Annotated in this window: 24 protein-coding genes; 11 read left to right on the forward strand and 13 right to left on the reverse strand. The window is 59.6% G+C overall.

Features of this window, described 5'->3' with window-relative positions; genetic code table 11:
* Window positions 1–48 precede the first annotated feature (48 nt).
* Together AB4O11_RS04385 and AB4O11_RS04390 are read left to right on the forward strand one after the other, a co-directional pair.
* Window positions 49–1,287: an MFS transporter gene (locus tag AB4O11_RS04385; RefSeq protein ID WP_186623985.1), complete on the forward strand. Its 1,239-nt coding sequence runs from the start codon at window positions 49–51 to the stop codon at window positions 1,285–1,287.
* 118 nt (window positions 1,288–1,405) lie between these two features.
* The gene (locus tag AB4O11_RS04390; protein WP_095048728.1) at window positions 1,406–1,693 is read left to right on the forward strand and encodes a HigA family addiction module antitoxin; all 288 of its coding nucleotides are present in this window, start codon (window positions 1,406–1,408) and stop codon (window positions 1,691–1,693) included.
* A gap of 12 nt (window positions 1,694–1,705) precedes the next feature.
* Here the strand turns inward: AB4O11_RS04390 and AB4O11_RS04395 are convergent, their stop codons facing one another.
* Window positions 1,706–2,251 carry a DJ-1 family glyoxalase III gene (locus tag AB4O11_RS04395; protein ID WP_099757235.1) on the reverse strand — a complete coding sequence of 182 codons (546 nt, stop codon included), beginning with the start codon at window positions 2,249–2,251 and terminating at the stop codon, window positions 1,706–1,708.
* A gap of 67 nt (window positions 2,252–2,318) precedes the next feature.
* Complete coding sequence (locus AB4O11_RS04400; protein WP_460130231.1) at window positions 2,319–2,768, reverse strand: DUF4879 domain-containing protein; 450 nt, start codon at window positions 2,766–2,768, stop codon at window positions 2,319–2,321.
* Window positions 2,769–2,990: 222 nt separating this feature from the next.
* Here AB4O11_RS04400 and AB4O11_RS04405 point away from each other — a divergent pair, with 222 nt between their 5' ends.
* A complete protein-coding gene (locus tag AB4O11_RS04405; RefSeq protein WP_099757237.1) occupies window positions 2,991–4,286 on the forward strand; it encodes an NCS2 family permease in 1,296 nt (431 codons plus the stop codon).
* Window positions 4,283–5,362, forward strand: coding sequence for a tRNA (uridine(54)-C5)-methyltransferase TrmA (gene trmA, locus AB4O11_RS04410; protein ID WP_099757238.1), 1,080 nt, complete (start codon window positions 4,283–4,285; stop codon window positions 5,360–5,362). Before AB4O11_RS04405 ends, trmA begins: the two co-directional genes overlap by 4 nt.
* Window positions 5,363–5,421: 59 nt before the next feature.
* Here the strand turns inward: trmA and AB4O11_RS04415 are convergent, their stop codons facing one another.
* Window positions 5,422–5,865 carry a DUF2442 domain-containing protein gene (locus AB4O11_RS04415; RefSeq protein ID WP_320336296.1) on the reverse strand — a complete coding sequence of 148 codons (444 nt, stop codon included), beginning with the start codon at window positions 5,863–5,865 and terminating at the stop codon, window positions 5,422–5,424.
* A complete protein-coding gene (locus tag AB4O11_RS04420) occupies window positions 5,862–6,290 on the reverse strand; it encodes a DUF4160 domain-containing protein (RefSeq protein WP_093434713.1) in 429 nt (142 codons plus the stop codon). Before AB4O11_RS04420 ends, AB4O11_RS04415 begins: the two co-directional genes overlap by 4 nt.
* A 314-nt stretch (window positions 6,291–6,604) precedes the next feature.
* Between AB4O11_RS04420 and aroQ the strand changes: the two genes are divergently transcribed.
* Together aroQ and AB4O11_RS04430 are read left to right on the forward strand one after the other, a co-directional pair.
* Complete coding sequence (gene aroQ / locus AB4O11_RS04425; protein ID WP_007909727.1) at window positions 6,605–7,045, forward strand: type II 3-dehydroquinate dehydratase; 441 nt, start codon at window positions 6,605–6,607, stop codon at window positions 7,043–7,045.
* Between the two features lie 5 nt (window positions 7,046–7,050).
* Window positions 7,051–7,905 (forward strand): shikimate dehydrogenase, encoded by an 855-nt coding sequence (locus tag AB4O11_RS04430; protein ID WP_460130234.1) that lies wholly within the window; start codon window positions 7,051–7,053, stop codon window positions 7,903–7,905.
* 99 nt (window positions 7,906–8,004) lie between these two features.
* Here AB4O11_RS04430 and AB4O11_RS04435 read toward each other — a convergent pair whose 3' ends face one another.
* Window positions 8,005–8,682 (reverse strand): TetR family transcriptional regulator, encoded by a 678-nt coding sequence (locus AB4O11_RS04435; RefSeq protein ID WP_194934864.1) that lies wholly within the window; start codon window positions 8,680–8,682, stop codon window positions 8,005–8,007.
* A 101-nt stretch (window positions 8,683–8,783) separates the two neighbouring features.
* A complete protein-coding gene (gene quiC, locus AB4O11_RS04440) occupies window positions 8,784–10,685 on the reverse strand; it encodes a 3-dehydroshikimate dehydratase QuiC (RefSeq protein ID WP_099757239.1) in 1,902 nt (633 codons plus the stop codon).
* Between the two features lie 358 nt (window positions 10,686–11,043).
* Here quiC and AB4O11_RS04445 point away from each other — a divergent pair, with 358 nt between their 5' ends.
* On the forward strand, window positions 11,044–12,381 hold the full coding sequence (locus AB4O11_RS04445; protein WP_099757240.1) for an MFS transporter: 1,338 nt from the start codon (window positions 11,044–11,046) through the stop codon (window positions 12,379–12,381).
* Window positions 12,382–12,510: 129 nt separating this feature from the next.
* On the opposite strand, the gene AB4O11_RS04450 is transcribed toward AB4O11_RS04445, so the two are convergent.
* The 4 genes from AB4O11_RS04450 to AB4O11_RS04465 form a co-directional block, all read right to left on the reverse strand.
* Window positions 12,511–13,389, reverse strand: a complete 879-nt coding sequence (locus AB4O11_RS04450; protein WP_034153813.1) for a DMT family transporter — start codon at window positions 13,387–13,389, stop codon at window positions 12,511–12,513.
* A 113-nt stretch (window positions 13,390–13,502) separates the two neighbouring features.
* Window positions 13,503–14,318: a sugar phosphate isomerase/epimerase family protein gene (locus AB4O11_RS04455; protein ID WP_320336294.1), complete on the reverse strand. Its 816-nt coding sequence runs from the start codon at window positions 14,316–14,318 to the stop codon at window positions 13,503–13,505.
* Between the two features lie 2 nt (window positions 14,319–14,320).
* On the reverse strand, window positions 14,321–15,382 hold the full coding sequence (locus AB4O11_RS04460) for a Gfo/Idh/MocA family protein (protein WP_460130235.1): 1,062 nt from the start codon (window positions 15,380–15,382) through the stop codon (window positions 14,321–14,323).
* A 243-nt stretch (window positions 15,383–15,625) separates the two neighbouring features.
* Window positions 15,626–16,402 (reverse strand): IclR family transcriptional regulator, encoded by a 777-nt coding sequence (locus tag AB4O11_RS04465; protein WP_093434699.1) that lies wholly within the window; start codon window positions 16,400–16,402, stop codon window positions 15,626–15,628.
* Window positions 16,403–16,577: 175 nt separating this feature from the next.
* Here AB4O11_RS04465 and AB4O11_RS04470 point away from each other — a divergent pair, with 175 nt between their 5' ends.
* From AB4O11_RS04470 to AB4O11_RS04485, 4 genes are all read left to right on the forward strand, one after another.
* The gene (locus AB4O11_RS04470) at window positions 16,578–18,317 is read left to right on the forward strand and encodes an FAD-dependent oxidoreductase (RefSeq protein ID WP_460130236.1); all 1,740 of its coding nucleotides are present in this window, start codon (window positions 16,578–16,580) and stop codon (window positions 18,315–18,317) included.
* Entirely contained in the window at window positions 18,301–19,134 is an 834-nt protein-coding gene (locus AB4O11_RS04475) for an aldo/keto reductase (RefSeq protein WP_460089032.1), read from the forward strand. The genes AB4O11_RS04470 and AB4O11_RS04475 overlap by 17 nt, the downstream gene beginning before the upstream one ends.
* Window positions 19,135–19,326: 192 nt before the next feature.
* A complete protein-coding gene (gene ypfJ / locus AB4O11_RS04480) occupies window positions 19,327–20,211 on the forward strand; it encodes a KPN_02809 family neutral zinc metallopeptidase (protein WP_460089033.1) in 885 nt (294 codons plus the stop codon).
* Window positions 20,212–21,165 carry an alpha/beta fold hydrolase gene (locus AB4O11_RS04485; RefSeq protein ID WP_460130237.1) on the forward strand — a complete coding sequence of 318 codons (954 nt, stop codon included), beginning with the start codon at window positions 20,212–20,214 and terminating at the stop codon, window positions 21,163–21,165.
* Window positions 21,166–21,280: 115 nt separating this feature from the next.
* On the opposite strand, the gene AB4O11_RS04490 is transcribed toward AB4O11_RS04485, so the two are convergent.
* The 3 genes from AB4O11_RS04490 to AB4O11_RS04500 form a co-directional block, all read right to left on the reverse strand.
* Window positions 21,281–21,874: an HAD family hydrolase gene (locus tag AB4O11_RS04490; RefSeq protein WP_460130238.1), complete on the reverse strand. Its 594-nt coding sequence runs from the start codon at window positions 21,872–21,874 to the stop codon at window positions 21,281–21,283.
* Window positions 21,871–22,740, reverse strand: coding sequence for an acyl-CoA thioesterase II (gene tesB / locus AB4O11_RS04495; protein WP_003228466.1), 870 nt, complete (start codon window positions 22,738–22,740; stop codon window positions 21,871–21,873). The genes AB4O11_RS04490 and tesB overlap by 4 nt, the downstream gene beginning before the upstream one ends.
* A 111-nt stretch (window positions 22,741–22,851) precedes the next feature.
* Window positions 22,852–23,421: a GNAT family N-acetyltransferase gene (locus AB4O11_RS04500; protein ID WP_093434681.1), complete on the reverse strand. Its 570-nt coding sequence runs from the start codon at window positions 23,419–23,421 to the stop codon at window positions 22,852–22,854.
* Between the last annotated feature and the right edge of the window lies 1 nt (window position 23,422).

The raw sequence follows: 23,422 nt of genomic DNA on the forward strand, positions 1-23,422 counted from the left end.
AGACTGGTGATAACCTCGCGGTTCCCCTCGAGCCAGACCTGCCTTCAGATGCCCAGCCAAGAGCCCCTGCTGTTACGTCACCATCGTCCGTTTCTCGCTTTCTGGTTCGCGCGGATCTTCACCGCCAGCGGCTTTCAGATGCTCACTGTGGCAATTGGCTGGAACCTCTACCAATTGACCGGCAACGTCCTCGATCTGGGTCTGGTCGGGCTCGTCGAATTCGCCCCGCGTGTGCTGTTCATGCTGCACACCGGGCATGTCGCTGATCGTTACGACCGGCGCAAAGTCGCGGCGATCTGTCAGTCGTTGCAGGCATTGATCGCCCTGGCGCTGGCCATCGGCAGCGCCACCGATCACGTCACCCGCGAGATGATCTTCATCCTCGCCTTCCTGCTCGGCGCGGCGCGTTCGTTCGAGATGCCGACCACCCAGGCACTGCTGCCGAGTATTGTGCCCAGCGCACTGTTCCCACGGGCGGTAGCAGCGGCACAATCGGCGCAACAGTCGGCAACCATCGTCGCCCCGGCGCTGGGCGGCTTGCTCTACGCGTTCGGCAGCGTCTGGGTGTATGGCCCGACCGTGTTGCTGTATGTCATTGCCTGCACCTTGATGCTCAACCTGCCCGCGCGGCAAACGCCATTGAACAAAGGCAAAGCCACGCTGGATTCGTTATTGGCCGGGATTCGCTTCATTCGCAGCCGCCCGGACATTCTCGGTGCTATTTCGCTGGATTTGTTTGCGGTACTCCTCGGCGGCGCCACGGCGTTGCTGCCGGTATTCGCCAAGGACATCCTGCTGACCGGGCCATGGGGCCTCGGCCTGCTACGTTCGGCACCGGCGGTCGGCGCACTGGGGATGTCGCTGTTCCTCGCCCGATTTGCCGTAGAACGCAACGTTGGCCGAGTGATGTTCACCGCGGTCGGGGTATTCGGCGTTGCCACCATCGCCTTCGGCCTGTCGACCTCTTTCTGGTTCTCGCTGGCGGTGCTGGTGGTGCTCGGCGCAGCGGACATGATCAGCATGGTCATCCGCGCCTCCTTCGTACAACTGGAAACCCCGGACGAAATGCGCGGCCGGGTCAGCGCGGTGAACGGGTTGTTCATCGGTGCTTCCAATCAGTTGGGCGAATTCGAGTCCGGTGTCACCGCTCACTGGTTTGGTACTGTCCCAGCGGTGGTCATGGGCGGGATCGGCACGCTGGTGGTGACCGGGACGTGGATCAAGTTGTTTCCGACGCTGGCTAACCGGGATCGGATGCATTTGCCGGTGGAAGAGGTGAAGGTCTGACAACCTCCAAAACACAAAATAACTGAAAAGGTGCGGTACATAGTTACCGCACCGAGTGTAATGTATCGCCTTACACTCCAGCCCATGATCAAATCCTTCACTGACAGGAGGCAGGCTCATGCCCATGCACAACCCGCCACACCCCGGCGAAACACTGCTGATGGATGTTTTGCCCGAGCTTGGCATCAGCGTGACCGAATTGGCCCGACACTTGGGCTTCGCGCGCCCACATCTTTCCCGTGTACTACACGGACATGCGCCAATCAGCCCGGATCTGGCTGTGCGTCTTGAGCGTGCTGGCATTGGCAAGGCGCGTGTGTGGCTAGGCGTACAAACCGACTACGATCTGTGGCAAGCGGAGCATCGGGAGCAACCGGTTATCGAACTGATCGCTGTCCACGCCTGACACCTCCAGCCACTACAACTCCCCCGCCACTTTCGCCCGCAAGGCCTTGCCGCCGAGTTGCTCGACCAGCGTCAAGGCAAACTCCAGCGCAGCGCCTGAGCCTTGTGCGGTGACGCAGTTGCCGTCGACCACCACCGGTTGATCAACAAACGTACAGCCCGAGAGTTGATGGCTGGCGCTGGGCAAACAGGTCATGCGCCGCTGGCGCAGCACGCCGAAGGATTGCAGGGCGATGGCCGGGGATTCGGCGATGGCGGCGAACAGGCGGCCGGCACTGGCCTGATCCTTGACCAGTTGTTGCAGCGGTTGATGCGCAGCCAGGTGTTGCGAACCGACGGCGCCGCCGGGCAGTACGATCAGGTCGAAGGTTTGCGCCAGCACGTCGACCAGCATGCCATCGGCGGTCAGGCGTGTGCCACGGGCGCAGGTGAGCATGCGTCGCCCTTCAATACTGGCGGCCACCACCTCGATGCCGGCCCTGCGCAGCACGTCGATCAGGGTCACGCTTTGCAGATCATCGATGCCCTCGGCGAGGGTAATCAGGGCTCTAAAGGTCATGGGCGTTATCCGCTGGGTGATCTTCCAAGCGTAGACAGATTTGTCCGGCCCTGTTCGCAGACAGCCGTTACTTGATGTAAAGCTGGGTCGACATCGTATTGCGTGGCGCGTTGATCGAGGTGTTGCTGAAGGTGAAGGTGCCTTCCTGCTTGCCCGCCAGATCGAAGGTATAAAGAGAACCGACGGTTTTGTTGCCGGGAGTGCACTCGGTCAGGTTGCCGTTTTCAAAGGCACAGACCGGCGCTCGGGTGCCGTTCACCTCGAAACCATCCAGGGTCGCATGCGGCTGGCTCTGGCCGTATCCGACTTCCAGTACATAGACCTTGATGCTCGGCCCACTATGATTGCATTGGGTCTGCGTCTGGCCATCGGCAATGTCCTCCAGGCCACAGGCCGGCGATTGCACCTTGATCACTTTCACTTGGGTCAACGGCTCCGCCGAGGCCGCCAGCACTATCGGACCCACGGCCATCAGTGCGGCAATCAAACCCAAAACCTTTATCCAGCACCTGCTCATGCGCTTCCCGTCCCGAAAAAATCAGCGCGCAGTATGGCGCAGTTGGCTTCTAGGCAAAACTTCGCCGACGATCGACACCAACAACCGCCATATTCCTCACGCTGCTGGTATGATGCGCGGCTTTTTCCGGCCCACCACAATTTTCCAGGCGCTTGCGATGGTCTGTGCTTTGCTGTTGAGGTCGATACATTCACGGCGCCACGCGCGCCACGGGGAGCAGACATGCTGGAAAGGCTGTTTCAACTCAAGGCACACAACACCAACGTGCGCACCGAGATTCTGGCGGGCATCACGACTTTCTTGGCCATGGCCTACATTCTGTTCGTCAACCCGAGCATTCTCGGTGAGACCGGCATGGACAAGGGCGCAGTGTTCGTCGCTACCTGTCTGGCCGCCGCGATCGGTTCGACGATCATGGGCCTGATCGCCAACTACCCGATCGCCCTTGCGCCGGGCATGGGTCTGAACGCCTTCTTCACCTACACCGTTGTCCTGCACATGGGCCACACCTGGCAAGTGGCGCTGGGCGCGGTGTTCATCTCGGCGGTGTGCTTCTTCCTGCTGTCGATCTTCCGCATCCGTGAATGGATCATCAACAGCATCCCGCTGCCGCTGCGCTCGGCGATTGCTGCCGGTATCGGCCTGTTCCTGGCACTGATCGCCCTGCACAACGCAGGTATCGTCGTCAGCAACCCGGCGACCATGGTCGGCCTTGGTGACCTGAAACAACCTGCACCGATTCTCGCCACCCTCGGTTTCGCCCTGATCGTCGCCCTCGAAGCATTGAAAGTGCGCGGTGCAGTACTGATCGGCATTCTGGCAGTGACCATCATTTCCATCGCCATGGGCGTCACCCCGTTCAACGGCGTGACCTCGATGCCACCTTCGCTGGCGCCGACCTTCATGCAACTGGACATCAAAGGTGCGCTGGACATCGGTCTGGTCAGCGTGATCTTCGCGTTCCTGTTCGTTGATCTGTTCGACAACTCCGGCACCCTGATCGGCGTCGCCAAGCGCGCCGGTCTGATGGGCAAAGACGGCCACATGCCGAAAATGGGTCGCGCCCTGATCGCCGACAGCACCGCGGCCATGGCCGGTTCGTTGCTCGGCACGTCGACCACCACCAGCTACATCGAATCCGCGGCTGGCGTGAGTGCGGGCGGGCGTACCGGTCTGACGGCCATCGTCGTGGCGATTCTGTTCCTGCTGGCACTGTTCTTCTCGCCACTGGCGGCCAGCGTTCCGGCGTTCGCCACCGCGCCGGCACTGCTGTTCGTCGCCGTGTTGATGACTTCCGGCCTGGCGGAAATAGACTGGGACGACATCACCGTCGCCGCGCCGGTCGTGGTGACCGCGCTAGCCATGCCGTTCACTTATTCGATCGCCAACGGCATCGCGTTCGGTTTCATCGCCTGGACCGTGATCAAGTTGCTGTCCGGCCGCGCTCGTGAGCTGAACCCGGCGCTGGTGATTCTGTCGATTCTGTTTGTGATCAAGTTGGGTTGGTTCAACGCATGACATTCGATTCCCAGGCTTACGCCGAGCAACTTGAAGCCAAGGTCACGCGTTTGCGTGATCTGCTGGCGCCGTTCGATGCCCCCGAGCCGACCGTGTTCGACTCGCCGCTGCAGAACTTCCGTCTGCGCGCCGAATTCCGCCTATGGCGCGAAGGTGGCGAGCGGCATTACGCGATGTTTTCTCAGGACGACAAACGCACGCCGATCCTCATCGAAGCGTTCCCGATTGCCAGCCTGCGCATCAACCAGTTGATGCCGCAATTGAAAGCGGCGTGGCAAGCCAGTTCGGCGCTGAGCCACAAGCTGTTTCAGGTGGAGTTCCTGACCACGCTGGCCGGCGATGCGATGATCACCCTGTGCTATCACCGCCCGCTGGACGAACACTGGCACGCGGCAGCAACCAGGTTGTCGGCGGATCTCGGTGTGAGCATCATTGGACGCTCGAAGGGCAAACGCGAAGTACTTGGCCTCGATTACGTGGTCGAAAAACTCGAAGTCGGCGGTCGCACCTTCAGCTATCGCCAACCGGAAGGCGCATTCACCCAGCCGAACGGCACGGTGAACCAGAAGATGCTCAACTGGGCGTACGAAGCACTCGGTGACCGCACTGACGACTTGCTGGAGCTGTATTGCGGTAACGGCAACTTCACCCTGCCGCTCGCGACTCGCGTGCGCAAAGTGCTGGCTACCGAAATCAGCAAAACCTCGGTCAACGCTGCACTGAGTAACCTCAGCGAAAACGCTGTGGATAACGTCACCCTGGTGCGTTTGTCCGCCGAAGAACTGACCGAAGCGCTCAACGACGTGCGCCCGTTCCGTCGCCTGCAAGGCATCGACCTGAAGAGCTACGAGTTCGGCAGCGTCTTTGTCGACCCGCCGCGCGCCGGCATGGATCCGGACACCTGCGAGCTGACCCGACGTTTCGATAACATCCTGTACATCTCCTGCAACCCGGAAACCCTGGCGGCGAACATTGCCCAGTTGCACGACACCCACCGCATTACGCAGTGTGCGTTGTTCGACCAGTTCCCGTGGACGCATCATATGGAATCGGGTGTGTTGCTGACCCGGCGTTGATTACGGGACAGCAGATACGAAAAAGCCGTCGTGATTGACGGCTTTTTTGTGGGCGCTCACTAAGCGGGATCGACCTTACGCGGACGCCCGCCCTTTTTGCCATTCGCCCGAGCAGCTTCGGACTTCGCAGCACTGCTTTGACGACCGTTACGTGAAGCAACCACCGACGCGGCCATCCTCATGAGTGACGGGCTCGCTGAAATCAGCCCGGCAATGGAAACGTCAAGGTCTTTGCCCTCATGGCACAGCGCAGTGCCTGCGAAGCCGACTGTCAGCCCCTCGTAATCGCCTGCATCAAACCCGTCAAACTCTGGATACTGGTTCACCGGAAGCAACACACCACTGCCATCCTCAAAACGGATGACCAGAGATGATTCTTCAAAGGTTACGGAGACAGCCTGCAAGCTACTCGCTCGGCGTGCCTCCCCTTGCAGGATGGCGGCGTCGATCATCTCCTCCGTCAGGGGACGATGTGTGGATGGCTTAGCCTTGATGACTTTCATAAATCGATTTCCACTCCTTCCAATGCGCCTATCAATGTCAGAAGAGTTTTGCCCTCTTCTGGCAGATAACGCGCCGATCCCACTCTGTATGTCTTGTCAGTGACGAGTTTCATCCCCAGCACTTCGTTTGAATGGCTGTCCCACAATTGATTGTCGAGACAGACAGTTTGCAATCTTGACCACCAGATCCCGCGTGCTCGTCGCAGATGAGCAGGCTGCTCAAGAGATCGACACAAGCCATCCAGCACGGTTAACGGTGGTCGACGAGAAAGCGGCATGACATCCCAAAGCTCAATATCGTTGTGCCAGAAACTGAACTGTAATCGGGCGCTCCAGCTACCTGAATTCACGTGAACGTGCGGGGGGCAATGCTCATCTCGCAACATGATGACAATCGACAATCCTTTGTAGCTGCACACCTTCATGCTAACCCATCCGTTAGGTTAATAAGTTTCAGGATTCAAGATTCCTTTCAAATCCGACGACTGGTGATCGGCACATGACGTTTCACCGCTTTTCAGGCTAGCGTCGCAACAGGTCATGAGCCGGGCAATCTCCAGTGAAAAACGTAAGCAAAGCTGTCGTCATATCTCGATCAATATTGCTTCTGTGCGATCACCGAACATAAAACGCCACCTCCATTTTTGTTCAATTGACCATGGTAACCATCTAGTACATTTTATCTCCACAGGCTGAAATCCTCGGCCAAAGCCAAAAACAATAAGTGGAGTTACCCCTCATGCCCCCTATCGTTCTGGTGCTCAACGGCCCGAACCTGAACCTGCTCGGCACCCGCGAGCCGGCGACTTACGGTCACGAAACCCTGGCGGACATCTCGGCGTTGTGCGGTCGCGCAGGCGAAGAATTCGGCCTGGCCGTAGAGTTTCGTCAGACCAATCACGAAGGCGAACTGCTCGACTGGATTCACGCTGCCCGCGGCCGTTGCGCCGGGATCGTGATCAATCCGGCCGCGTGGACGCATACTTCGGTGGCGATTCGCGACGCACTGGTGGCCAGTGAATTGCCGGTGATTGAGGTACACCTGTCCAACGTCCACGCCCGCGAGCCGTTTCGTCATCACTCGTTTGTCTCGGCGATTGCCACGGCGGTAATGGCCGGGTTTGGCAGTCATGGCTATCGCCTGGCGCTGGAACATTTCAGTCAGCGGCTGAAGGGGTAATGCGCATGTCTCGCTCTAACGTAATACTCGCCGGGTTGATCGGCGCCGGCATTCAGGCCTCGCGCACGCCGGCGCTGCATGAGCACGAAGGTGATGCCCAAGGCCTGCGTTATCTGTACCGACTGATCGATCTCGATCAACTGAAAATGGACAGCACCGCCCTGCCCGACCTGCTGCTGGCGGCCGAGCGGATGAACTACACCGGGCTGAACATCACCTTCCCGTGCAAGCAGGCAATCATTCCGCTGCTTGATGAGTTGTCGCCGGAAGCCAAAGGTATTGGCGCGGTGAACACCGTGGTGTTGAAGGACGGTAAACGTGTCGGCCACAACACTGACTGCCTTGGATTCGCCGAGGGTTTTCGCCGGGGGCTGAAGGACGCTGCCCGCAAGCGCGTAGTCCAGATGGGCGCCGGTGGCGCAGGCGCAGCAGTGGCCCACGCATTGTTGAGCGAAGGCGTACAGCAACTGACTATTTTCGATGTCGATCGTGAACGCGCTGAGAGTCTGGCGAACAATCTCAATCAGCATTTCGGCTCGGGTCGCGCCGTGGCCGGGCAAGATCTACCGAGTACGCTGAATCAGGCCGACGGGCTGGTGAATACCACGCCAATGGGCATGGCCAAACTGCCGGGCATGCCGGTGCCGGTCGAACTGCTGCGCAAGGAATTGTGGGTGGCGGAGATTGTGTATTTCCCGCTGGAAACCGAACTGCTGCGCAACGCCCGCGCGCTGGGTTGCCGGACGCTGGACGGCGGCAACATGGCGGTGTTTCAGGCAGTGAAAGCGTTTGAATTGTTCAGTGACGTGGTGCCGGACGCGCAGCGGATGCTCGCGCATTTTCAAAGCATGAATGGCTGAGTTCTTTCCCCCTGCTCGCGAAGGCTTACGGCCAGCCAATACATCTATTGACTGACACACCGCTTGCGCGAGCAGGCTCGCTCCCACAGGGGGAATGTGTCAGGCCTGCAGGTAGCGCAGCACCGATTCGCAAATCATCTCGCGATGCCGCTGTTTGATGCTTTCATCCGGCAGATCGATCTGAAAGATCTCGCCAAATGTGTGCCGGTTCGACACACGATAGAAGCAGAACGAGCTGATCAGCAAATGCACATCCAGCGCATCCAGCCCCGCACGGAAAACACCTTCAGCAGCACCACGACGCAGTATCTCACCGAGTGAATCGAGGATGGTGTTGTTCATCGCTTTGATCGCGTCGGAACGCTTCACGTATTCGGCGTTGTGGATGTTTTCGATGCTGACGATGCGCACGAAATCGACATTGCGGTCGTGGTGATCGAAGGTAAATTCCACCAGACGCCGAATCGCCTCTACCGGCGCCAGCTCGGCCAGGTGCAGACGGTTTTCGGTGCTGCGGATGTCACCGTAAAGCTTTTCCAGCACCTCGACGTACAACTGCTCCTTACTGCCGAAGTAGTAATAGATCATGCGTTTGGAGGTGTGGATTCGCTCGGCGATCGCATCGACGCGAGCCCCAGACAAGCCTTGCTGGACGAACTCGACGATCGCCTCCTGCAAGATGTTCTCGCGGGTCTTTTCCGGGTTGTTCTTGCGACTCTTGCGCGGCTCTACAGTGGAAACTTCAGAAGCTGCGGAAAGTTCTGTATTCATCGTCATTGCGGGCTCACGGCCATCACTGCACAGGCGGCGATTATGGGCTGCGCAGCACAGTGAAGGAAGCCGCGCGGCCCGTGTTTAATCCCGCGTTTACGAATTTCCTACAACTTCGCCTGGCGCACGGCACCACTGCGAGATTTGGCCATCGCCGCCAGGCGCACCGCGACGTTCGCCGCGCCATACCCGGCATAGCCATTCTTGCGCTGGATGATCTCGAAGAAGAAACGCCCTTCAAACGGTTCGGTGTAGACGTGGAACAGCTCACCGCCCTGGGCATCACGGTCGTACAGAACGTTGTAATACGCCAGTTCACTGAGAAACTCGTCGTCAAAATCGAAGCGCGCGGCAAGGTCGTCGTAATAGTTGAGCGGAATATCCAGTAGCGGCACGCCGGCTTCTTTGGCGCGACTGACTTCGGCGAAGATGTCGTCACAATCGAAGGCGATGTGGTGCACCCCGGAGCCGCGATAACTCGACAGCGCGTGGGAGATGGCGGTGTTGCGGTTCTCGGAGATGTTCAGCGGCAAGCGGATCGAACTGTCGCGGCTACGCAAGGCGCGGCTCTTCACCAGACCATACGGATCAGGCAGCACCACTTCATCGTCCGCTTCGAAATCCAGCAGGCTCTTGTAGAACAGCACCCAACTGTCGAGGCTGTCGGCCGGCAACGCCATGGCCATATGATCGATACGCTTGAGACCGCCACGGGCCGGCGCGTCTGCCAGCAGGTTGAAATCGGTGCCGTAGACGTCGGCCTGTTCATCCACCAGATAAATCAGGCTGCCGTCCGGCGCGCGCACCGCCGCCAGTTCCAGTTCGTTGGGGCCGACCAGTCCACGATAGGGCTGACCTTTATAGGCGACAGCACGGGCCAAGGCACTGGCGCTGTCCTTGACCCGCACAGCCGTGGCACACAGCGACGGGCCGTGAGCCTCGAAGAAGCTGTGCGCAAAGGAATAAGGCTCGGAGTTGAGGATCAGGTTGATGTCACCCTGACGTAACAGACTCACGCTCTTGGAACGATGCTGCCCAGCCTTGACGAACCCCAAGCGTTCCAGCCAGTTCGACAGTTTGGCGCCGAGGCTTTCATCGACGGCAAACTCGAGAAACTCGATGCCGTTGTACTCGCTGGCCTTCGGTGTTTCGAAAAGGATTTCGCGATTGGCGACAGGTGTCGCTTCCTGCTCAAGACGCTGACGGGTTTTCTCTTCCAGATACAGCAGTGAACGTAAACCGTCGGCGGCATTGGCCCGTGGTGGCGCGGCGCGGAAGCCGTCATTAAAGATTTCCAGCGACAGTGGCCCGGTGTAACCGCTCTGGATGATCGGCGCGAGGAAGCCCGGCAGATCGAATTCGCCCTGTCCCGGGAAGCAACGGAAATGCCGGCTCCACTCCAGCACGTCCATCTGCAGAATCGGCGCGTCGGCCATTTGCACAAAGAAGATTTTGTCGCCAGGAATGTCGGCGATGGCGCGCGGATCGCCCTTCAGCGACAACGTATGAAAGCTGTCGAGCAACACACCGAGGCTCGGGTGATCGGCCTGACGCACGATGTCCCAGACCTGTTGATAAGTATTCACGTGACGGCCCCACGCCAGCGCTTCGTAACCAATGCGCAAGCCGCGCGCACCGGCATGCTCGGCCAGCAGGCGCAGGTCATCGACGAGAATTTGTTGATCACCGACGCTGTCGGCCGAGGCGTTACTGCAGACCAGCACCAGGTCGGTGCCCAGTTCCTGCATCAGGTCGAACTTGCGTTCGGCGCGCTCAAGGTTGCGCGCGAGGCGATCACGGCGGCAGCCTTCGAAATCGCGGAACGGTTGAAACAGAGTGATGGCGATGCCGAGATCGGCGCACATCTGTTTAATTTCCCGCGGGCTGCCGTCGTAGTACAGGAGGTCGTTTTCGAAAATCTCCACCCCGTCGAACCCGGCGGCGGCGATGGCTTCGAGTTTTTCCGGCAGGGTGCCGCTCAAGGAAACGGTGGCAATGGAACGCTGCATGCTTCAACTCCCGGACTGCGCCGCTTTATCTTTACTGTAGGAGCCGCCAAAGCCGGCAATCGTTTGATCTTTATTGCTGAAAAGCAAAATCAAAAGATCGCAGCCTTCGGCAGCTCCTACACAGGATGATTTTTATAGTGGGGGAAATTATTGGCTGCATCGATCGTGGCAGCAATTTAAAGTGTACTACCCGGTTAGTTTTGCGTGCGATTATCGAACACAATGGCGGTTTGGCGAATTGACGATTTTTCGTCCACTGCCCAACATCGACTGCACATTGAGTCCGGATCTGAACCACCGGTCGCAGCGTGCAAGTAACAAGCACACCAAATAACAAATCCAAAAACGGGTGGAACACATGATTCCTTCACAGACTTCCCGCATGGCTCCGGCCATGAGCACTGCCACGGGTGGCATCGGCGACAAGATCCGCGGCGCCATGGCTGTCGGCAAGACCCGTTGGGGCATGCTGGCGCTGGTGTTTTTCGCCACTACCCTGAACTACATCGACCGCGCCGCCCTCGGCGTCATGCAGCCCATCCTCGCCAAGGAAATGAGCTGGACGGCGATGGATTACGCCAACATCAACTTCTGGTTTCAGGTCGGCTACGCGATCGGTTTCGTCCTGCAAGGTCGCTTGATCGACCGGGTCGGCGTCAAGCGCGTGTTCTTCTGCGCCGTGCTGCTCTGGAGTCTGGCCACCGGTGCCCACGGTCTGGCAACGTCAGCCGTTGGTTTCATGGTCTGCCGGTTTATCCTCGGCCTGACTGAAGCGGCGAACTACCCGGCCTGCGTGAAAACCACACGCCTGTGGTTTCCGGCCGGCGAACGTGCGGTTGCCACCGGCATCTTCAACGCCGGCACCAACGTCGGTGCGATGTTCACGCCGATGCTGCTGCCACTGGTGCTGCACGTCTGGGGCTGGCAAGCGGCATTCCTGTGCATGTCGGCACTGGGCGGGATCTGGTTGCTGTTCTGGGGCTTGAAGTACTTCAACCCGGAAGATCATCCTAGCGTTAAGCAGTCCGAACTGGACTACATCCAGCAAGAAGTCGAACCGGAACAGGCCCGCGTGCCGTTCTCGAAAATCTTGCGGATGCGCGGCACCTGGGCCTTCGCCCTCGCCTACTCGCTGACCGCGCCGGTGTTCTGGTTCTACCTGTACTGGCTGCCGCCGTTCCTCAATCAGCAATACAACCTGGGCATCAACGTCACCCAAATGGGTATTCCGCTGATCATCATTTACGTCACGGCTGACTTCGGCAGCGTCGGTGGCGGCATTCTGTCTTCGTTCCTGATCGGTCGCGGGATGAACTCGATCAAGGCGCGGCTGCTGTCGATGTTCCTGTTTGCTTGCTGCATCATCGGCGTGATCATGGCCGCCGGCTCAGCCAACCTGTGGGTGGCAGTGGCAGCGATTTCCCTGGCCATCGGCGCACACCAGGCGTGGACAGCAAACATCTGGAGCCTGGTGATGGACTACACGCCCAAGCACATGATGAGCACCGTGTTCGGTTTCGGCGGCATGTGCGCAGCGATCGGCGGGATGTTCATGACCCAGATCGTCGGCCACATCCTCACCGTCACCAACAACAACTACACCGTGTTGTTCACCCTGATTCCGGCGATGTACTTCATTGCGCTGACGTGGATGTATTTCATGGCACCGCGCAAGATTCCTACCGTCACCGAATAACCTGACCACTTGATTGGCCCCTTGTGGGAGCGAGCTTGCTCGCGAATGCGGACTGACAGTCGAAACAAATGTGACTGACATACCGCTTTCGCGAGCAAGCTCGCTCCCACAGTTTCTTGTGTTGTCAGCTCAACGGCGGCTCTGCTGCCACGCTGCCGCCAGTCCGCTGCAACAGATCACCGCGATACCAATGATCGTCAGCAGACTCGGCGTGTGATTGAACAGCAGCCAGCCCAACAACCCGGCAAACACAATCTGGCAATAACCGAACGGCGCCAGCAGTGCCGGAGCGGCATGGCGGAACGCCTGGGTCAGAAACAAATGCGCGGTCATCCCGCAACTGCCCAGCGCCAGCATCAACCCGGCATGGGTCAACGTCGGCACCTGCCAGAAGAACGGCACCAGTGCACTCATCACCAGCGTGTTGCATAACCCGGCGAAAAAGTTGCTGGTGGTCGGGCTGTCCACCTCGGCGAGCTTGCGGGTCAGCAGTTGATAAAAGCAGAAAAACAGCGCCGAGCAGAACGGCAGCAACACCGCCGGAGTGAACAACTCACCGCCGGGATGGACGATGATCAGCACGCCGATAAAGCCGCAGATCACCGCGATCCATTGACCTCGGGTCACTCGCTCCTTGAGCAGCGGCACCGACAATGCGGTCACCAACACTGGCGCAAGAAAGTTGACCGCCGTGGCTTCCGCCAACGGGATGTACAACAACGCGGTGGTGAAGAACAGGCTGGTGCCGAGCAGGCACAGTGCCCGAACCAATTGCCATAGCGGCTTCTTGGTGCGCAGCACACGCAACCCGGATTGCGGCAGAAAAATCCCCGCCATCAGCAGTGTGTGCACCAGATAGCGCGCCCAGACCACCATCACGATTGGATAAAAACCGGACAGGTATTTCGACAATGCGTCGTGACTGGAGAACAGGAAGGTTGCCACGACAATCAGCAAGATCCCCTTGAAGGGTTGGTTGACACCGGAGAGCGGGGTGCTGACAGTCATTGGTTATCTCTGTTTGAACAACAATACGGTGGCGAAGGAGATCGCGCAGCGGTTACCGATTCGGGACGGCTACGCAGTCCACTGGGAGCAAGCTCCCTCGCCACAAAAAAGACTCACAGTCGCGCCAACAATTCCCGCGTCCTGTCGATCGCCATCTGCGCTCGCTCCAATCCGCTCACGCCCTGCTCCAGCAGTTTTACCGTGGGAATTTCCAGACTCAGTGGAATATTAGTCGGCAGCGCTCGCAGCAACCCGAGCAGATCACAATCACCCTCGCCGGGAAACCGCCGCTCGTTGCGCGCCTGACGCAAGATCTCGGCCATGTCTGACGGCCTCGGCCCCGCTACATCACATAATTGCGCATAACGCAGACGCGACACTGGCACTCCAGCCAGATCCTCCAAGCGTGACGCCGAACGATCAAAGTGGAACGCATCGACCAGCACCGCAGCGTTTTCCCGATCAGCGTTTTCGACCATTCGCAGCGCTTGTTCGAGGTTGCGCGCATCAGTCCAAGGCATGAACTCCAGATGCGGGTGCAGCCCGTAAGGCGCGGCCAGATCGCAAAGCGCCGCAAAGTTATCGGTGAGCCGCTGTTCGTCAGGATCGTTACCGGCGACCAGCAATTCGGTAGCGCCAAATTCCGCACCGACCGTAAGAAGTTTCTCGAAATCGGCGACGTCGGTTTGCGGCTTCAGACGCAGGATTTCCACGTCGAGCACGCGGATGCCGGTGTCGCGCAGCCGCTGCAAAGTCTGACGGCGCAATTCAGCATCGGCGACCAAAGGGAAATGATGCTCCTCGGGCGTCGCCGGTTCCAGGCGCAGGCCGACATGGCTGTAACCAGCACGTGCCGCCACTTCGACCATTTGCGGTGGCGACAACTCCAGCACAGTGAGGCTGGCCAGAGACAGGATTCGTTCGCTCATGTTCAAGCCTCAATCAGTGCAGGGGTGCAGGCACGGCCGGTGGCGGCGGCCTCGCGGATCGCTTCGATCAGCGCCAAAGTGCGCGCAGCGTCGGCCGCACTCACCAGCGGCTCGACTTCACGCCGCGCCACGCGTACGAAATGCAGTAACTGCAAGCGTAAAGCGTCGTCACCGCCGTAGGATTCTTCGACCATCAACAAGGGCTCATGCCAACCGGCGTCGAACTGCTCAGCGGCATAGTGCCAACGCTTGAGCTGCGGAATGCTCAACGCTCCTGCGGTTCCGGCCAGCAGATAGCACGGCTGATCCGCATGACGTGGATACACCGGGTTCTCGCCGGAATCCAGCTCCCAACTCCACGGCGCGGCGACCGCGTCGGAACCGCTCAATGTGCCCAGTGTGCCGCCTTCGAATCGCAGCAACACCGCCGCACTGTCTTCGTTGGCGAAACCGCGCACGGCGTTGTCGGTGATCGCTTGCACCGAGCGTACTTCACCGCACAGATGCCGTAATAGATCGAGGTCGTGAATCAGGTTGGTCAGCAACATCCCGGCGCCCGGTTCACGGCGCCACGGGATCTCGAAATAACTGTCCGGTTTGCGCAACTGGAACAGTGCAGTCACCGTGATCAGCCGTCCAAGCGCCCCGCTCTGCACCAGCTCATGAGCGCGAACGATCAGCGGATTGTGGCGCCGATGATGGCCGACCAGCACCGGCACGCCGCTGCTTTTGATCGCCGCAACCAGTTCGCGCACTTCATCCAGGTGCACGCCGACCGGCTTCTCCAGAAGCACCGGCACACCCGCCGCCAGACAATCGAGCGCCGTGCTGACGTGTTGATTATTCGGATTGGCGACGATCACCGCGTCTGGCCGGATTTGCTCCAGCATCTGACGATGATCAGCGAAATGCCTTACACCCCATTCCGCCGCAAGCCCTGCTGCTTGCGACCCGGGATCCGCCACCGCGCACAGCGTTGCTTCGTTGAGGGTTTGCAGATGCCGATAATGTTGCTGGCCCATGTTGCCGGCGCCGATCAGGGCGATTCGAAGGGGCGAATTCAAGGTACGGTCCTTTTGTGATTGTTGTTGGAATATCACTCCAGCAACAATTTAGAACCCAGTTCCAGAATCAAACACCCATCCATCCTAAAACCGTGCGAACACCGCACAACTTCGTGAACAACAAAAATCCCCTGTAGGAGTGAGCCTGCTCGCGATAGCGGAGTGTCAGTCGCCGTTAACGTTGGCTGACATACCGCTATCGCGAGCAGGCTCACTCCTACAGGGGGTCTGTGTGAACTCGGATTAGATAAACAGTTCTGAGGCCAGGCTTGCTGCTGATAATTCTTCGGTAAAGGTCAGCAACAGCGGTGCCAGCTCATGCAACCGCGCCCCCGGCATCCGCGCACTGGGACCGGCAATACTCAGTACACCAATCACCCGACCATCCGTTGGATGCCTCACCACCGCCGCAATCGCTGAAGTCCCCACTGCCGAACTTTCTTCGACACAGGCATAACCCTGCTCACGAGCCAGACGCAGCCGTTCCAGCAACTCGATATTTGAACGCGGCGCATTCGGCCCGATCCCCACCGGCACCTCCGCCGCCTGCCGCTCGACCAGTGACAACGCCTCGGCGTCGCTCATGCACGCCAGCCACGCATGCCCCGACGCGGTGTAGAACAGCGGCGCGTCGCGGCCCATGTCCGGGTCGTAACGCAGACCGGTGCGCGCGCCTTGTGCCTTGGCGATCCAGGTCTGGCGCTCGCCATCGATCACGCCCAGACGCACCAGTTCGCCGGTTTCCTGCGCCAGTCGGTCGAGTACCGGCTGGACGATATCGGCACCGCAGCTCGACAGGTATTGAAAGCCCATAGCGACCAGTTTGGTCGACAAGTGATAGCGCAACGTTTCCGCATTCTGCCGTACGTAGCCCAACCGAATCAGCTCGGCGAGCAAGCGGTGTGTTGCACTCTTGGGGATATCCAGCTGCTCGGCGAGCGTCTGCATCGGCAGCCCGCGTGGATCACTGGTGAGGCTTTCCAGCACGCTGAAAACCCGTTCGATTTGACTGCCGGCCATGGAGACGTCCAAAGAAATTTTGCCGATTCTAGAAGACATTGGCGGCAAAGCGAAATCTGGAACCGGCTGTTCGATAACCGCCCATTTTATAGGCTCAAGGCTTGTAGAGTCGTCGCGACACTGGTTATTTTCTGGAATCAAATTCCAAAAAAACTTACTGCCGGAGCGTTGTTTGATGTCTGCCGAACACCCTGATATCGACTGCGACGTATTGGTCGTCGGTTCCGGTGCCGCCGGTTTATCGGCCGCCGTGACTGCCGCGTGGCATGGTTTGAAAGTCATCGTTGTCGAGAAAGATCCGGTTTTCGGTGGCGCCACTGCCTGGTCCGGTGGCTGGGCGTGGGTGCCGTGCAATCCACTAGCGCGTCGGGCCGGGATCATCGAAGACATCGAACAACCGCGCACCTATTTGCGCCATGAACTGGGCGAGCACTTCGACCCGGCGATGATCGACGCTTTCCTTGAAGCGGGACCGCGCATGGTCGCTTTTTTCGAGCAACACACTGTGCTGCAATTTGCCGATGGCAATGCCATTGCCGACATTCATGGCGACACGCCGGGCGCTGGCACTGGTGGCCGCTCGGTCATCGCCGCGCCTTATGATGGACGCAAGGTCGGACGCTTGCTCAAGCGCCTTCGTACAACGATGCGCGAAACGTCCTTCATGGGCATGCCGATCATGGCCGGCGCCGATCTGTCGGCGTTCCTCAATCTGACCCGTTCACTGAAAGCCGCATGGCATGTCACCCGGCGCTTTACCCGACATTTGCTAGATCTCGCGATCCATGGCCGGGCCATGCAATTGGTCAATGGCGTGGCGTTGATTGCACGATTGGCAAAATCCGCCGAAGACATCGGCGTGTTGCTCTGGGAATCGGCACCCGTGACAGCGTTGCTGCGTGAAGGCGCTCGCGTCTCGGGCGCTGTGGTCAACACAGACAAAGGCCCGATCCGCATTCATGCACGCAAAGCCGTAGTGCTCGCCGCCGGTGGTTTTGCCAATGACATCGAGCGGCGCAAAGCCCTGTTCCCGCGCACGCCGACCGGTCACGAGCATTGGGCGCTGCCGCCGCTGGCCGTCGACGGCGATGGTTTGCGCCTGGGCGAAAGCGTCGGCGCGCGGGTCAATGCCGATGTGGCTTCGCCCGTGGCGTGGGCGCCGGTGTCGCAAGTGCCACATTCCGACGGCAGCATCGGCCATTTCCCACACATCATTGAGCGCGGAAAACCCGGAGTCATCGGTGTACTGAGTAACGGCCAACGGTTCGTCAACGAAGCCAACGGTTATTACGACTACGTCAGCGCCATGGTCGCTGCTGCGCCGGAAGGTGAAGAAGTCGCCTCATGGCTGATCTGCACGCGCGCCTTTCAACGGCGTTATGGACTGGGCATATCGCGGCCATTTCCGCTGCCAGTGTCAGATTTTATCCGCAGCGGCTATCTGAAAAGCGGCAACAGTATTGAAGAATTGGCCCGCGCCTGCGGCATCGATCCGAGCGGATTGCGCCACACCGTCGACGATTACAACCGCCATGCCCGTCACGGCGAAGACCCGTTGTTCGGTCGCGGAGCAACACCCTACAACCGCAAACAGGGTGATCCGGCGAACCTTCCCAACCCCTGCGTTGCCCCAATAGACACTGGCCCGTTCTACGCCGTGAAAGTCCAGCCGGGCTGCTTCGGCACCTTCGCCGAGCTCAAGGTCAACCCGCACGCGCAAGTACTGGATGCCCACGAACAGCCCATCGCCGGCCTCTACGCAGCCGGTGGCGACATGGCCAGCATCATGGGCGGCCACTACCCGGCGGGCGGTATCAACATCGGCCCGGCGCTGACTTTCGGTTACATCGCCGCCCGGCATATCGCCGGCATGACTGCTTTCGAACAGGAGATCGACCATGCAGCACATCGTTAATGCCCAAGGTTTGAACATGCCGAAACTCGGCCTCGGCACCTGGCCGATGCTCGGCGACGAATGCACTCGCGCCGTGGAGCAAGCGCTGGAATTGGGATATCGACACATCGACACAGCGGCGGCCTACAACAACGAGGAAGCCGTCGGACAAGCACTGGCGAATACCCCGACACCGCGCGAGCAAATTCACGTCACCACCAAAGTCTGGTGGGATCAGCTGCAACCCGACGCGATGCGTCATTCCATGGACCGCAGCCTTACCGCGTTGCGCAGCGACTACGTCGACTTGTTCATGATCCACTGGCCGAGCACCGACTGGGACCTGCCACGCACCCTCGAGACATTGGCTTCGTTCAAAAAACAGGGGCTGGCACGCAACATCGGCGTGGCGAATTTTCCGCTGCCATTGCTGCGCAAAGTCGTCGAAGACTATGGGATTGCTCTGTCAGCGATTCAGGTCGAATACCACGTCCTGCTCGGCCAAAACGCCCTGCTCGACTACGCCCGTCAACACGACATGGCACTAACGGCCTACACCCCGCTGGCGCGCAACAAGGTCTCAGACATCCCGCAGATTCAACAGATCGCCGAAAAGCACGGCGTGCTGCCGACTCAGGTCGCACTGAAATGGCTGCTGGATCAGCCCAACGTCGCGGCGATTCCCAAGGCCAGCAGCCGGGCCAATCAACTGGCCAACCTCGCATCGCTGAAAGTTGAACTGGATGATGAAGACCGCGCATTGATTGCAGCACTGCCGAAAAACCAACGTCAGGTCAGCCCGGATTTCGCCCCGGAGTGGGATGCCTTTGATCGCTGATTGATAATCCAGCGATAGAAATCCTGCGCGGGATTGAATTTGCCGCGCGCCAGACCGTCAATAACAGGCCCGACCTCGTCAGCACGAGGCCGGGCCTGTTTGCGTGTGGCCAATAGACGGACGACCGGACTGGCGCCACACTCACACAACAGCAACACTCATCACCACCCGATACACACAGAGGATTCCCACATGCTATGGAAAAAAGGCCGACGCAGTGACAACGTCGTCGATGCCCGTGGTGATGATGCCGGCGGTGGCGGCATGCGCTTCGGTGGCGGCAAAGGCCTGAGCCTGGGGGCGATTCTGCTGATCGTCGGCATTGGCTGGATCACCGGGCAGGACCCAATGCAGATCCTCGGCCAGCTCGCCGGGCAATCCACACAACAATCTGCACCTACTTCGCAAACCCGCCAGGCACCGCCGGCCAATGATGAACAGGCCGAATTCGTCCGCTCGATCCTTGGTGACACCGAAGACACCTGGGGCGCGATTTTCCAACAGGCCGGGCGCCAATATAAGGACCCGACCTTGGTGCTGTTCAGCAATCGGGTCAATTCCGCCTGCGGTCTGGCGACCTCGGCCACTGGCCCGTTCTATTGCCCGGCGGACCAGAAGGTCTACCTGGACATGGCGTTCTTCCAGGAAATGTCGCAACGCTTCAAGGCTGCCGGCGACTTCGCCCAGGCCTACGTGATCGCGCATGAAGTCGGACACCATGTGCAGACGCTTCTCGGCGTCTCGGCGAAAATTCAGACAGCTCGCCAGCAAGGTCGGCAGATGGAAGGCGACGGCGGTTTGCTGGTGCGTCAGGAATTGCAGGCCGACTGCCTCGCCGGTGTCTGGGCCTACAGTGCGCAGAAGCGTTTGAACTGGCTGGAACCGGGCGATATCGAAGAGGCCTTGAATGCGGCCAACGCCATCGGTGATGATCGCCTGCAACAACAGGGTCAGGGCCGTGTGGTGCCGGACTCGTTTACCCACGGTACGTCGGCGCAAAGGGTGCGCTGGTTCAAAACCGGATTCGCGCAGGGCCAGGTCGGCCAGTGCGACACCTTCGCGGCGAAAAACCTGTAAATGCATAAATGGCTTTTGGCGTTACTGATCGTTGGCAGCACTGCGCAAGCCGCCGGTGTCGATGCGATCAGCCCCGGTCGTTTGCAACTCAAGGCCGGGGAAATGGCGGTCGGCATTGGTCCTGCGCCGGAGAAGATCGAACGGGTGCTGATCGTCATTCATGGCCGGTTGCGCAACTCGGAAACCTATCGCAAAAGCGCGGAGAGCGCCGCCGAGCTGGCGGGACAAAGTGCCCACACGCTGGTAATCGCGCCGCAGTTCCTCAATGAAAGCGATGTCGCGCTGTACTCGCTCCCCGCCACGTTGCTGCGCTGGCAAGGCAACGACTGGATGGGCGGCAGCTTATCCACAGGGCCGAATCCGTTGAGTTCCTATGCCGCGCTCGATGAGATCGTTGGACGGATCAGCGACCGCAAACAGTTTCCCGACGTGAAGCAGATCGTGATCTTCGGTCATTCCGGCGGTGGCCAGGTGGTGCAGCGCTATGCCCTGCTGGCCAAGGATCAGCCTGCGTTGAAGGCCAACGGCATTCGCTTGCGCTACGTGGTGGCCAACCCGTCATCTTATGCCTACTTCAATGAACAACGGCCGGTAGCGTTCGATCACGCCAAATGCGCGGGTTTCGATCGCTGGAAGTACGGTCTGTCAGACATGCCGGTGTACGCCGGTGGGCAAACGCCGTTGCAGCTTGAGAGCAGTTACATCAAACGCGAGGTGATTTATCTGCTTGGACAGCAGGACGTCGATCCCAAGCATCCAGCGTTGGACAAACGCTGTGAAGCCGAGGCGCAAGGTGCGTATCGCCTGGAGCGTGGGAAGTTGTACTTCGGCTATTTGCTGCGGCGGCATCCGGAAGGGGTGAATCAACGATTGGTTGAAGTGCCCGGGGTCGGGCATAACGGCGATGGGATGCTGACCTCGCCGGAGGGGCAGAAGGCGTTGTTCGATCAGTAAACTGTTTGGCGGATTTTATGCCCTCTTCGCGAGCAAGCTCGCTCCCACATTTGGAATACATTTCCTTGTGGGAGCGAGCTTGCTCGCGAAGAGGCCAGCTCAGGCAGCAAAGATTTCAGGCCAGAAGCATCCGCCGCAACTCGACACAATCCTTCGCATGCCAATCGGTCAACTCCGGCCAAGGGTTTTCCGGCAAATTCACCAACACCGTCCGCGCCCCCGCCGCTCGTCCGCAATCCAGATCAAAGCGGTAATCACCGACCATGACCATCGCGCTGGCCGGCACGTCCCAGGCGTCTGCCAGTTTCAGCAAGCCACCCGGATGCGGCTTCGGCGGCGCTTCGTCGCGGCCCAGCACATCGTCCACCGCAAAACAGTCGGCGAGGCCAATCGCTTGCAGCGTCACATGCGCCAGTTCCCGCGCGTTGCGGGTGAGGATGCCGAGGCGATAACCGCGTGCGTGCAGATCACGCACCAGCTCCACCGCGCCGGTGGCCGGGGTCGAACCCAGCGCCAGATCCCTTTCGTGTTCCAGCAGCCAGGCGTGTTTCGCCGCCGCTTCATCCGCCGGCAATGCCGCGAGATGAGTGAGGATGTCGTCCTCCGGCGGAATCGCCAGCGCCACGCGAATCGCCGCAAAATCATGCACGGCGACGGTCAACGTGCCGTCCATATCGAACACCCAGTGCTTGACCTCTTTCAGACTCATGCCCAGTCCTTGCGATGGCGGATCAGGCCTTCCTGCGTCACCGAAGCGACCAGTTGCCCGGCGCGGTTGTACACGCTGCCACGGGAGAATCCACGGGAATTGCCGGCCCACGGACTGTCCATCGCGTAGAGCAACCAGTCATCGGCGCGCAGATCGTTGTGGAACCACAGCGCGTGATCAAGGCTGGCGACCTGCATGTCTTTCTGCCAGACCGATTTGCCGTGGGGCAGCATTGAGGTGGTCAGCAGGCCGAAGTCCGAGGCGTACGCCAACAAGTATTTGTGCAGTGCCGGGATGTCGGCCAATGCGCCGTCGGCACGGAACCACACATATTTGACCGGATCGGCCGGCTGCGGGTTGTACGGGTCCTTTTCGGTGACCGGGCGCACTTCGATCGGTTTCGGGCACAGCAGTTTTTCACGCATGTGTTCCGGAATCAGGTGCGCGCGTTGCTGGGTCAATTCCAGCTCCGACGGCAGATTTTCCGGGCCGACCACCACCGGCATCTGGCTCTGATGTTCGAAGCCTGCCTCGTCGTATTGAAACGAAGCGCTGCAGGTGAAAATCGGATGGCCCTTCTGGATTGCCGTGACGCGACGAGTGCTGAAACTGCCGCCATCGCGCACGCGATCAACCGAGTAGACCACTGGCAACTTGGCATCGCCCGGACGCAGGAAATAGCCGTGCATCGAGTGCACATGTCGCGCTTCTTCAACGGTCTGACTGGCCGCCGACAGCGACTGACCGAGCACCTGACCACCGAACAACTGACGGAAACCCAGATCCTGGCTACGGCCACGGAACAGGTTTTCTTCGATCGGTTCCAGGGTCAGCAAGTCGACCAGATCTTCCAACACTTGGCTCATTCAGACTCTCCTCACACAAAGCACTATGCCGCGCAGTCTTGGCTGCGGCGGCCGATTCAGATTCTGGCGCGGGCCAATGATATGGCGGCCATTGTAAACGTCCGTGTCGGCTTATCCATGCAAGGTTTGCAGCCATTGTTCCCGAGTAATGCGGTACAGCAGATGCCGTCTCAGCGGATGATCGACCGCAAGCTTGGGGTGATCAAAATCATCTTCCGGGGCGTGATGCATGCCGATCGCCTGCATGACTTTCTCTGAGGGCAAATTGGATTGCGCGGTGAAGGAAACGATTTCCTTCAATGCCAACCGATCAAAGCCGCAACGCAGAGCGGTCCACGCTGCTTCGCTGGCGTAACCCAGGCCCCAATGTTCCTTGGCCAGGCGCCAGCCGATTTCCACTGCCGGGGTGAACGGTGCATCGAAACCAACCACGCCGAGCCCGGTGAAACCAATGAATTCGCCACTGTCCTTGCGCTCCAGCGCCCACAGGCCAAAACCGTGTTCGGCAAAATGCCCGCGCACGCGGCCGATCATCGACGCACTTTCCAGGCGGCTCAATGGTGTCGGGAAGTAGCGCATCACTTGAGGATCGGCGCACATCGCGGCAAATGCCGGCAAATCCTCGTCCTGCCACTGACGCATCAGCAAGCGCGCGCTTTCAAGTTCCAGTATCGGCTCCATC

It is taken from the genome of Pseudomonas sp. H1_D05, assembly GCF_054682705.1.